Raw genomic sequence first — 12,571 nt, 5'->3', positions numbered from 1 at the left:
ACTCCTAAAATTTACATGATTGAAATTTATACATTTTATAATAACAACTTTTTTTAGTTAATAATTGTTCATGAGTACCAAATTCAACAATTTTCCCCTTTTTTAAAACTATAATTGAATCTGCTTCGATAATAGTCGAAAGTCTATGAGCTATTATTATTAAAGTACAGTTTTTTCGTATCGATAATAGTGTTTTTTGAATTAATTGCTCTGTTCCAGAATCAATATTAGCAGTAGCTTCATCTAATATAAGTACTTTAGGATATGCAACCAATACTCTAGCAATCGCTAATAATTGTTTTTGACCAACAGATAAATTATTACCTTCTTCTCCTAGAAGGGAATAAATACCTTTAGGCATCGATTTGACTAAATCTGAAAGATGAACCGTATCTAATATATTCCAAACTTTTTCTTCAGGTATCTTTCTTCCCAATGTAATATTATAAAAAAAAGTATCAGAGAGAACTATTGGATCTTGTTGTACCATTAATACATTTCTTCTTAAAACACTATGACTTATTGAATCAATAGACTTGTCATCTAAATATATTTTTCCATTTTTTAGAGGATAATATCCCATGATTAAATTTGCTAAAGTGCTTTTTCCACTACCAGTATGTCCTACAAATGCAACAAAACTTTTAGAGGAAATTTTAATATTAATATTTTCTAGTATATTTTTATTGCAGTTTTTATGATAAAAACTAACATTTTGAATATTTATTTTTCCACTTTTTAATAAATCTTTATTTTTTCCATATTTTTGTTTTGGCGAATCTATTAGTGAAAATATTCTTTCTCCTGCAACAATAGATTGTTGTAATACTGACTGTTGGATTGTAATAGCAATTAAAGGTTCATTTAGTCGTCCAAGATAAGTAATAAACGCATATAGTACACCTACTTCAAAAGCTCCAACTGGAAAAAAACTAAATAAGAACATGAAGTTACATAATATCATAGAAGATAATAAACTCAGAAGTGGTCTTAATAAAAAACCGTCTAGTCTTAATATTTTCATACGTGACATGTAATGTAAATCACTACTTTTTTTTATTTTTTCCTGAAATCTACGTTGCTGACAGAATTGCTGAATTACATTCATTCCATTAATCGTTTCATTAAATTTATTATTAATTTCAGCTAAGTAATATCTTACTTTCCGTAAAAGTGGCGTACTATAATATTGATAAACCAGCATAATTGTAATGACTAATGGTAAAATAAATAAAGCAACAAGGGCCATATGCCATTCAAGAGTAAACATTGCAAATAATATAATAAAAATTAATATTATACTTCGAAACAATGTAGGTCCAACTGTGTCATATAGTTCTTTAACTGCTTCAGTATCATTCGTTACTTTTGAAATCATCTGTCCAATAGGTTGAGAATCAAATTCGCTAATAGGTTGTTGCAATGCAGCATACATAACATCTTGACGTAATTTGTTAATGCTTTCTACTGCTATTTTATTAAATAAAATACTTTGAAAATAATTCAAAAATACTGATAATATTTGTAATATTATAAATAATGTAATTATAGTTAAAATTATTAATAAATGTAGTTGATGTTTAGATAAAATATTATTAATAAAATAACTGATCAAGATTGGGCCTAAAACTTCTGAAGTTGATCCACTTAAAAGAAAAATAAACGCTAAAATTAATTTTTTTTTATGAGGTTTTACATAAATTAGTAGACGTTTTAAAATTGGCCAGAACGCAATTAAATGATTCATGTTATAAATTTTTTTCACCTGTTTTTTCATTATCCTCAAGTTCTATTTCTGATTGCTGATAATAGTACATAGATTTATACCAATTTTTTTCTTGAATTAATTTTAAATGATTTCCTCTTTGTATGATGGAACCACTCTTAATTACTATAATTTCATCTGAATTAATTAATGCTGATAGACGATGTGTTGTAATGATCAATGAATGTTTCTTTTTTTTCCATTCGTTAATATTTTTCAAGATATTATTTTCAGTTTGAGCATCAACAGCAGAGAGTGCATCATCTAATATTAATATTTCTGCATTTAACAATAGTGCTCTTGCAATACAAACACGCTGTTTTTGACCACCAGATAACATTACACCACGTTCTCCTACTTGAGTTTCATATCTTTCTGGCAAGTCGATAATATCTTTATGTACATCAGCTAATTTTGCTACTTCCTCGATTTCTTTTTGAGACGCATTAGGTTTTCCTAAAGAAATATTATTAGATATAGTATCTGAAAATAAAAAAGAAGTTTGATTTACAACAGCGATTCTTCTTCTCCAATCGTCGATTTTTATTTCTAGCAATGATAAAGAATGGTAATGTATTTCTTCTTTTTTAAAATTAAATTGTCTTTGAATAAGCATTAACAAAGTGCTTTTTCCAGATCCTGTAGGGCCGCAAATACCTAAAGTGTTTCCAGGTTTTATAAGGATGCGTATATCTTTTAAAGATGGTTTTTGATTATTTGGGTAGTAGAATTTTTTAATATTAATATTCAATATACCGGGATATGGTGGGATATTGTTCTTTCCATCTTCAATGTATAATTTTTTATTTATAATTGAATGTATTCTATCCCAAGCTGCACTGCCTCTTTCAACTATATTAAACATCCATGCAAGTGCTAACATCGGCCAAATCATTAATCCCAAGTACATAATAAAACTAGTTAATTGTCCTATACTAATCTGATTGTTCCATACCAACCATCCTCCACCGATAATCGCTAATAAATTAGAAAAAGCTACTGACAAATAAATTACTGGATCAAAACGTGCATCTATTTTAGCTACTTCCATGTTTTTTTTTCCTGTATTTCTTGTAATGATGTTAAATTTATTAGATTGATTTTTTTCTAAGCCAAATGCTCTAATCATTCTAATACTTGTTAATATTTCTTGTGTTTGATTATTTAATAAAGAAAAAGATATTTGAGCATGACGAAAAGTTTCATGTAATTCTTTTCCGTATTTTTTTATTAATATAGCCATTATTGGCATAGGTATTAAAGAAATTATTGTTAACAAAAAACTAATTTGAGTACTCATCACTATTAAGACAGAAAAGCCCATAACCAATGAATCAACAAGTGTTAGAACACCTTCCCCTGCAGCAAAAACTACACGATCAACATCGTTTGTTGCTCTGGCTATTAAATCTCCAGTTCTATTTTTTAAAAAAAATATTTGACTTTGCTGACTAAGATAAGTATAAAATTTTACTCGAAGTTCTGTTGCTAATTGATAAGAAGCACCAAATAAGAGTATTCTCCATAAATATCGTAATATATATACAATTACAGCTACTAAAAAAATAATTAAAATCCACGGTAATATTTGTACGCCATGCATATTTTTTTTTATAATTAGATCTATTAAAACACCAACTATTTTAGGGGGTAATAATTGCAAAGTTGCAATAATTATTAATAATAAAATTGCTCCTAAATATCTTTTCCATTCTCGCACAAAAAACCATCTTAACTGATTAAACAATTTCACAAAAAAATCCTAAGGTTTAGATATATTAAAAAAGGGTTTTTTAACAATAAAGTGTTTATTTTTAGATAAAAATGTTTTTGTTTTTTTGATCTAAAAATAATTTTTTTGATAACATTTGATTTATTCATAGTCAAAATGATAATCATTTATTGTATAAAATAAAAAAAATTTAAAGATTATAATTGATAAAAAAATACAATATCTTTCTTGTTTTTAATGATTAGATATAATTTAATAATTTATTTAATACATTATATACATGTATCCAAAGAAGTTTATTCTTTAACTTATGATATAAATTTGAAGAAATTTTTCTATTTTTATATTAAAAAATTTAAGTAGAAAATGTTATAATTTTAGAGGTTAAATATTTTTAAGTCTATTTTTTAGTATTTTAATGAAATATTGTATTTAGAATACTACTTTTTATTACATATTTTTTTTTAAATATGTTTTCTCTTTTTTTAATATTTTATTTTTTAATTTCAGTTTTATATATATGTATCATGAAAAAATAGATCTACTTTTTTTGAGTATGAATAAAATGTATTTTTCTTATTATTTTAAATTATAGAAATAAATTTTTTAAAATAGTAAACAATGTTATTAAATTAGATATTAATAGAAATATTAATTTTAAATATTTAAACTTACTTTAAATAATTTAGAAATATGGGTTTTATCAGACTAATAGAATATTATATTAATATAATTTTTAAATCAGGTATTTATTTTTTTAATAGTTTTGAATAAAGATATTATTTTTTAATATTAAAATTTATGTTTCTTTGACAAGAAGATATGAGATTAATAATAATTAAATTACGTTTACTATGTTCATATCGTTGAAATAAAAATGAAAAATATTATAGTTAATAATAAATATTTTTTCAATCAAGTTAGAATTTTTTTATAAAGTTATTCGAATTTAAAAAAATATACTTATATTGAATAACTTTCTAAAAGTATATGTTATTTATTTACTATGTTTTCATATTTTATTATTGATTTTTCTCGTAAATCTTTGAGAATAGAATTAAAAATTATTTCAGTATTATGTCTTGATAAATATTCAAGAATAACATTTTTTTCTTTTTCGGAGAAATTTGTATTGTAAACTTTTTCGAGTGATATAATTATAAAATTTTTATTTTTATCGTTATATAAAGTATATATTTTCTTACCTTTTTGTGGATGAGGTAAAGAAAAAACTATCGATGTAATAGCACTTAGATCGTAACGTGATATAATTTCAGGATCAGTGAAATAAAGATTTGATTGTTTAAATAATTTTTTTCTTCCTTGTGTTAAATCATAAATAATTTCTTCTGATTTTTTTTTGGTTTCTTTTATTGCTTTTATAAACCTTAATTTTTTTATAATATTTTTTTTAACATTTTCGAAATGTTGAATTTCTTTATTTTTAAATTTTTTAATTTTAATTAAAAAAGATTGATTTTTTTTTAAAACAATAAAATGAAACTGCGGTTTGACTGTTGTATCTTTTTGAAATAGTTTTTTGTTAAAAATGAATTGTTTTAATATAGGAATATTTAATACTTTAGGTATTGATTTTTTATCAAACCAATCAGTTTCTTGAATTAATATGTTATTCTCTTTAAGAATCCTCTCAATTTTTCCTGGATCGTTTTTAAGATTATTAGATATTTTATTTTTTAGTTCATTATATAAATCTAATGATTTTTTTTGTTTTATTTGTTTTTTAATACTATCAAATACTTCATATATTTTTTTTTGTGTCCCAATTTGAGTCTCATTTAATTTAACAATTAAAAATTCATTATGAAAGGGAATAACATCAGATATTTGATTTTTTTTATTTAAATTTGCATGTTTAATTTCATCTGGTATAAGATCTATTGATATCCAGCCAATATCTCCATCTTTTTTTGATGAAATTGGATCTGTTGATTGTTCTTGAGCTATTTTTGAAAAATCTTCTGGTGTATTATGCAATCTAGATAATATCGATATGGCTTGTTGTTTATTTTTGACTTGAATAATACTATATCTTCTTTTTTCTTTAGTTGAGTATTGTGTAATATTTCTTATATACCAATCATAAATCTCTTTATTTTCGCAATGTATTTTAAAGTTATCAGTTTTTAATTCAACAAAATTAATTTTAAATTTTTCTGGAATATAAAAATTATCTTGATTTTTTTTGAAATAAATTTGTGCTTCTTGATTTGTTATATTTTTTTTATAGATTGAAGGATCTATTTTAACAATTGCTTTTTTTATTATTCTTTTTTGAGATAATAGTTTTATAATATTTTTTTCTTCTTTTTTTAAAATAAAATTACTTTTAGAAATGGTATGTATTAAATTTTCTGTGTTTATTTTTTTTTTAATTATATTAATATATTCATGATTAGTTGAATTTATAGATGTAAGATAATTTAAATATCGCTCTTTACTGAATTTATTGTTTTTTTGAAAAATAGGAGAATTGTATATTATTTTTTTTATCGTATTATCATTGACTTCGAGATAATTCATATTTTTTGCATATTGTTCTAAAAGAACATTATTAATTAATTGAGATAAAACATAATTATAAGTTTCTTTTGTAAAATTTTCATTATGACTAAATTTAAAAAAATTTTTTCCTAGTATTTTTTTTTGTTTTTCTCTTTCAATAAAATACATTTTTTTGAAGAGATTAAAACTAATTTTTTCACCATTGACAGTTGCTATGTATTTTTCAAAATCTCTATTTATATAAATACTTATAGTACTTAATATCAAAGATAAAATAATTACTCCTAAAATAAATTTAACTATAATACTATTTAATCGTGCTTGTGAATATTTTGTCATGATATGACGATCCTAAATATTTTAAATATTAAGTAAAATAAAAAATATTGTTGTTTTTGTTATTATATTAAAATATATAGGCTGACGATTCTTTGTCAGCCAAGTTTTTTTTATTTATATTATGTTAATATTGGTCTTTATTTAAACATAAGGTATCTTTTCTAAAGATAATTTTAAAACTTCTTCTATTTTTTTAATTGGATGTATATTTAATCCTTCGATTATATTCTTAGGTATTTCTTCAAGATTACGCTTGTTTTCATAGGGTATCAATACTGTTTTAATCCCCCCACGATGTGCTGCTAATAATTTTTCTTTTAATCCTCCAATAGGTAGTATTTTCCCATGAAGAGTAATTTCACCCGTCATTGCAACATTCGATTTAACTGGATTATTTGTTAATGATGAAACAATAGCTGTACACATTGCTGCACCTGCACTTGGTCCATCTTTTGGTGTTGCACCTTCAGGAACATGAACATGAATGTCATGTTTTTCATGAAAATCTTTCTTAATACCTAATCTATCAGCTTGAGAACGAACTACAGTCAATGCAGCTTGAATAGATTCTTGCATAACTTCGCCTAAAGAACCTGTGTATGTAAGTTTTCCCTTTCCTGATACACATGTTGTTTCAATTGTAAGTAATTCTCCACCTACTTCAGTCCATGCTAGCCCAATAACTTGTCCAATTTGGTTTGTACCATGAATTTTTCCGTAATCAAAACGTTTAATTCCTAAGAATTTTTTTAAATTTTTACTATTTATTTCAATATGTTTTAAAGATTTATCTAATATTAAATTTTTTACTGCTTTTCTGCATATTTTAGAAATCTCACGTTCCAAACTACGCACGCCCGCTTCACGAGTATAATAGTGAATAATACTAATAATCGCAGAATCGGTAATTTTTATCTCATTTTCTTCTAGACCATTTCTTTCAATTTGTTTTGGGTATAGATATCTTTTTGCTATATTTAGTTTTTCATCTTCAGTATAACCAGAAAGACGAATTATTTCCATACGATCAAGTAATGGTGCAGGTATATTCATTGAATTAGATGTTGCTACAAACATTACATCTGAAAGATCATAATCTACTTCTAGATAGTGATCATTAAAATTCATATTTTGTTCTGAATCTAATACTTCTAATAAAGCAGATGCTGGATCTACTCTTATATCACGAGACATTTTATCAATTTCATCTAATAAAAATAAAGGATTTTTGACTTTTGCTTTAGCCATTTTTTGAATTAATTTTCCCGGCATAGAACCTATATATGTACGTCTATGACCTCTAATTTCTGCCTCATCTCTTATACCACCCAAAGCTATTCTTACGTATTTTCTACCTGTAGATCTTGCGATAGATTTTCCTAATGATGTTTTTCCTACACCAGGTGGCCCTATTAAACATAAAATAGGACCTTTTATTTTATTTTTTCTACTTTGTACTGCTAAGTATTCTAGGATTCTATCCTTGACTGTTTCAAGACCAAAATGGTCAATATCTAGAATTTTTTTAGCTTGTTGGAGATCTTTTTTGATTTTTGTTTTAAGGTACCAGGGTACCTGTATCATCCAATCTATATAACTTCGTACTACTGTTGCTTCTGCTGACATAGGTGACATCATTTTTAATTTTTGTAATTCTAATTCTGTTTTTTCTCTTGCTTCTTTTGGCATTTTTGATGATTTAATTTTACGCTTTAATATTTTGTTTTCATCTGGAATTTCATCCATATCACCAAGTTCTTTTTGAATGGCTTTAATTTGTTCATTTAAATAATATTCTCTTTGACTTTTTTCCATTTGTTTTTTAACACGATGCCTAATTCTTTTTTCAACTTGAAGTAAATCTATTTCAGATTCCATAATAGCCATTAGAAATTCTAATCTATCATTTATATTACGTATTTCTAAGACTGATTGTTTATCATTTAACTTTAAGGGCATATGAGCAGCAATGGTGTCTGCTAGTTTTTCTGAATTTTTGATATTATTAAGTACATTTAATATTTCTAATGGAATCTTTTTATTAAGTTTAATATAAGATTCAAATTGATTCATTGTTGTACGAATCAATACTTCTTGATTTTTATCTAAAAGATTGGAGGAAGAAATTAATTCTACTTCCGCAATAAAATGTTCTCCGTTATTTGTTAAATTTTTAATATGGGCGCGTTGTAATCCTTCTATCAATACCTTTACTGTGCCATCTGGCAATTTTAACATTTGTAAAATTGCACTAATAGTTCCTATATCAAATAAATCTTTAGGAGTAGGTTCATCTTTAGATGCTTCTTTTTGTGCAATCAACATAATTTTTTTGTCATTACTCATAGATGTTTCAATACATTTAATTGATTTTTGACGACCTACAAATAATGGAATTACCATATGAGGATATATAACTACATCTCTCAATGGTAAAACAGGAATTGTAATGCGTTCAGAACGCTCAGAATTCATAGAGCTCTCTCTTTAGTTGAATTTTTTCCCGATATTTATAATATTTAAAAACTGCACGATATATAATAAAACATGCAAGTTGCACCTATAATCAGCCAAGTATATCGGGATGGTTGCTTGACGTTTAATACTAAGCGTTTGACAAAATAAAAGCTAACTACCTTTATTTTTTGGATCATCAAATGTTTTTTTTATTCACCTGATGCTTTTTTTGATTTGTTTTTTCCATATATTATTTTTGGCAATGAATTAGAGTTTACAACAGACTCATTAATTAATATTTTTTCTATGTTAACCATTGATGGTAATTCATACATTATATTAAGTAGTATACCTTCAATAATAGATCGTAATCCTCTGGCTCCAGTGTTTTTATTCATAGCTTTTTTTGCGATTAATTGAATAGATTCTGCGTTAAATTCTAGTTTTACATTTTCTAATTCAAATAATGTTTGATACTGTTTAATTAAAGCATTTTTAGGTTTGCATAGTATATTAACTAATGCATCTTCAGTTAATTTATTCAATATAGTTATTATCGGTAAACGACCAATGAATTCTGGAATTAAACCGAATTTTATCAAATCTTCAGGTTCTACTTGTTTTAATAAAAAATCTTCTGATTTTTTTTGTTTTTTTTCCTTAATGTTAGCTTTAAAACCTATTTCCGTTCCTGCATCCAGTCTTTTAGAGACAATTTTAGATAATTCTGAAAATGCGCCTGCACATATAAATAAAATATTTGAGGTATTTACTTGTAAAAACTCTTGTTGTGGATGTTTTCGTCCGCCTTGAGGTGGAATAGAAGCTAACGTTCCTTCAATTAACTTTAGTAGAGCTTGTTGTACTCCCTCTCCAGATACGTCTCTAGTGATAGATGGATTATCAGATTTTCTTGCTATTTTATCTATTTCATCTATGTATACAATTCCTAATTCTGCTTTTTTTACATTATATTTACATTTTTGTAGTAACTTTTGTATTACATTTTCAACATCTTCTCCTACATATCCAGCTTCAGTTAAGGTTGTTGCATCTGTAATAGTAAATGGTACATCTAATAATTTTGCTAGAGTTTGTGCTAATAATGTTTTTCCACTTCCAGTGGGACCTATTAATAAGATATTACTTTTACCCAATTCAACCGAATCTGTTTTTTTATTAAAATTATAAAGACGTTTGTAATGATTATAAACTGCAACAGAGAGGACTTTTTTTGTATAATTTTGTCCTATAACATAATTATCAAGATGTTTTTTTATTTCATGTGGTTTAGGTAAGTAATTTATTTTATTTTCAGTATCAGTTATATTATTTTGTTTGATAGTTTCTTCGGTGATAATATCATTACATAACCTTATACATTCGTCACATATATATACTTTTGGACCGGCTATTAATTTTTGTACTTCTTTTTGATTTTTTCCGCAAAAAGAACAATAAAGAAGACTTTTAGAATTGTCTTTACTCTTATCTGTCATATTTAACCTCTTTTTGTGCGCTTTTTATATTTTTGAGTAAATAGATTCTATATTTTTCCATAAAATATTTTAGTAAAAATTTTATTGATTTATTTTTTTTATTGACGCTGAGATAAAATAAAATCTATTAGTCCATATTTAATAGACTGGTTTGCTGATAAAAAACAATCACGTTCTGTATCTTTATTTATTTTTTTTATAGATTGACCAGTATGAAATGACATTAATTTATTTAATTTTTTTTTCATTTCCATTATTTCCCTGGCATGAATAGCAATATCTGAAGCTTGTCCTTGGTATCCACCTAGTGGTTGATGAATCATAACTTTTGAATTAGGTAAACAAAATCTTTTTCCTTTTGCTCCAGATGTTAATAATAAAGCAGCCATTGAACATGCTTGACCTAAGCAAATAGTACTAATTTCTGGTTTGACGAATTGCATAGTGTCATAAATGGACATGCCTGATGTAATAATACCACCTGGAGAATTAATATATAAAAATATATCTTTTTCTGGATTTTCAGCTTCTAAAAATAATATTTGAGCAACAATGTTATTAGCCATGTTATCTTCAATGGCACCTGTTATAAAAATTATTCGTTCTTTTAATAATCGTGAATATATATCATATGAACGCTCTCCCCTAGAATGCTGTTCTACAACCATAGGAATGAAAGTAGCGTATGAACTTGTTTTATTATTTTTAATTTGATCGTATAGCATTTTTATTCCTAAAAATATTTAATATTACTTTTCTGGTAATTTTACTTTTTAATTATTAAATAATATTAATTATCTTTCTTAAAAATTAATATTTTAGAAAAATTTATAATATCACAAGAAAATATTTTTATTAATTACAGCATTAATTCTTCATGACTTGCCCAATTATAATTTAAAAAGCGTTCAAAATTCCAATTTTGTTTTTCAATTTTAATACTTTTTTTTAATAACAACATGGCTTGTCTTTCTAATTCTATATTTTTCATAGTATTTTTAAGATTTTTATTTTTATTATATAATTTAATTATTTCCATGGGGTTTTTATAATTTGAGGATATTTTTTTGATTAATTTTTGGATGTTATTTTCATCTGCAAATAATTTATTATTTAAAATAATTTGTTCTATTATAATTTGAAAATACAATCTTTTTTTAACTTCTGAATCAAGACTCATGTGGTATTTTTTTTCTAAAATATTAGAATTTTCTTCTTGATATTGTTTTGTGTATTGTTTATATAAATTTTTTATTTCTTTTTGAAATAAAAGAGGAGGGAGCAATAGAATATTTTTTTCAACGATTTTTTGTATGATTTGATTTTCTAAATATTTATCAGTTATTATATTGATTTGTGAATGAAGATTATTTTTTATGGTTTGATAGTCCGTTTGAATCGTTTTTTTTTCCGTGATGTTTTTTTTATTACTTTTTTCTGATTCTAATTCTTGTTTTTTTTCAATTTTAATAATTTTTATTTTAAATGTTATATCTTTATTTTGTAGTTCTTTTTCTGGATGAAACGCATGAAATTTTATTTTAAAAAAAATAATGTCATTAACAAAATGATTGATTATTTTATAATTTAATTGGGGTATCAATGTGTTTTTAGATACAATAAAACTAATATTGTCTTTATCAAATTTTTTTATTTTTTTATTTTTTTCATAAATACAATAATTAATTGTTACACGGTCATATGATTTAACTGCTTTGTTGACTGGATTCCAAATATTTTTTTTATTTTTATTTGTTTCTATGTTTTTTTTAATATCTTCTTCTGTTATTTCGACGTTTATTTTATTCACTTTTATTTGTTTTATATCTTTTATTTGAAATTGTGGATATAGTTCGTAAATTACAGAATATTCAAAATATTCTTTTTTTTTATCTTCATCTTGATGGATATAAAATTTCGGAGAACCAATAATTTTTATTTTTTCTGTCTTTATAAATTCATGAAAAAATTTTTGCATTAGTTTTTTAAATATATCATAATAAATAGCACTACCATACTTTTCTTGTATTACTCTAATAGGAGTTTTTCCTTTTCTAAAACCATTAATTTTAGTTGTTTTTCTAATTTTTATAAATTCTTGAAGAAGAGAATTATTGACTGTTGTTTTTGGGATCTTAATTGTAACACGATGACCTGCATCTTTATTTTTTTCCATAAAAAAATTCATCTTATTACCTCAAAACGATTACTTTTATCAGTGTATTTTATATTTTTTACTATTTTTAAAAATGT

General features: G+C 24.4%; 7 protein-coding genes. All 7 read right to left on the bottom strand.

The window, feature by feature from the left end:
* Positions 1-4: 4 nt before the first annotated feature.
* On the bottom strand, positions 5-1,747 hold the full coding sequence (locus tag BU_RS02500; RefSeq protein WP_164927337.1) for a SmdB family multidrug efflux ABC transporter permease/ATP-binding protein: 1,743 nt from the start codon (positions 1,745-1,747) through the stop codon (positions 5-7).
* Position 1,748: 1 nt separating this feature from the next.
* Positions 1,749-3,518, bottom strand: coding sequence for a SmdA family multidrug ABC transporter permease/ATP-binding protein (locus tag BU_RS02495; RefSeq protein WP_010896138.1), 1,770 nt, complete (start codon positions 3,516-3,518; stop codon positions 1,749-1,751).
* A gap of 972 nt (positions 3,519-4,490) precedes the next feature.
* Positions 4,491-6,362: a SurA N-terminal domain-containing protein gene (locus BU_RS02490; RefSeq protein WP_010896137.1), complete on the bottom strand. Its 1,872-nt coding sequence runs from the start codon at positions 6,360-6,362 to the stop codon at positions 4,491-4,493.
* A 141-nt stretch (positions 6,363-6,503) separates the two neighbouring features.
* On the bottom strand, positions 6,504-8,837 hold the full coding sequence (gene lon, locus BU_RS02485; protein ID WP_010896136.1) for an endopeptidase La: 2,334 nt from the start codon (positions 8,835-8,837) through the stop codon (positions 6,504-6,506).
* Positions 8,838-9,028: 191 nt separating this feature from the next.
* On the bottom strand, positions 9,029-10,318 hold the full coding sequence (gene clpX / locus BU_RS02480; RefSeq protein ID WP_009874428.1) for an ATP-dependent protease ATP-binding subunit ClpX: 1,290 nt from the start codon (positions 10,316-10,318) through the stop codon (positions 9,029-9,031).
* A gap of 98 nt (positions 10,319-10,416) precedes the next feature.
* Positions 10,417-11,043, bottom strand: coding sequence for an ATP-dependent Clp endopeptidase proteolytic subunit ClpP (gene clpP / locus BU_RS02475; protein WP_010896135.1), 627 nt, complete (start codon positions 11,041-11,043; stop codon positions 10,417-10,419).
* 134 nt (positions 11,044-11,177) lie between these two features.
* Positions 11,178-12,506, bottom strand: a complete 1,329-nt coding sequence (gene tig / locus BU_RS02470) for a trigger factor (RefSeq protein ID WP_010896134.1) — start codon at positions 12,504-12,506, stop codon at positions 11,178-11,180.
* Positions 12,507-12,571 lie beyond the last annotated feature (65 nt).

The sequence above is a fragment of the Buchnera aphidicola str. APS (Acyrthosiphon pisum) genome (genome assembly GCF_000009605.1).
Classification (GTDB): Bacteria; Pseudomonadota; Gammaproteobacteria; order Enterobacterales; family Enterobacteriaceae; genus Buchnera; species Buchnera aphidicola_I.
The sequence above is the reverse complement of the archived record's forward strand: the minus strand, read 5'-3'. Positions and strand labels throughout refer to the sequence as shown.

Excerpts from the sequence above, each read along its gene's own strand:
- lon (WP_010896136.1), bottom strand. The coding sequence starts at position 8,837 with ATGAATTCTGAGCGTTCTGAACGCATTACAATTCCTGTTTTACCATTG.
- clpX (WP_009874428.1), bottom strand. The coding sequence starts at position 10,318 with ATGACAGATAAGAGTAAAGACAATTCTAAAAGTCTTCTTTATTGTTCT.
- BU_RS02490 (WP_010896137.1), bottom strand. The coding sequence starts at position 6,362 with ATGACAAAATATTCACAAGCACGATTAAATAGTATTATAGTTAAATTT.
- clpP (WP_010896135.1), bottom strand. The coding sequence starts at position 11,043 with ATGCTATACGATCAAATTAAAAATAATAAAACAAGTTCATACGCTACT.
- BU_RS02500 (WP_164927337.1), bottom strand. The coding sequence starts at position 1,747 with ATGAATCATTTAATTGCGTTCTGGCCAATTTTAAAACGTCTACTAATT.
- tig (WP_010896134.1), bottom strand. The coding sequence starts at position 12,506 with ATGAATTTTTTTATGGAAAAAAATAAAGATGCAGGTCATCGTGTTACA.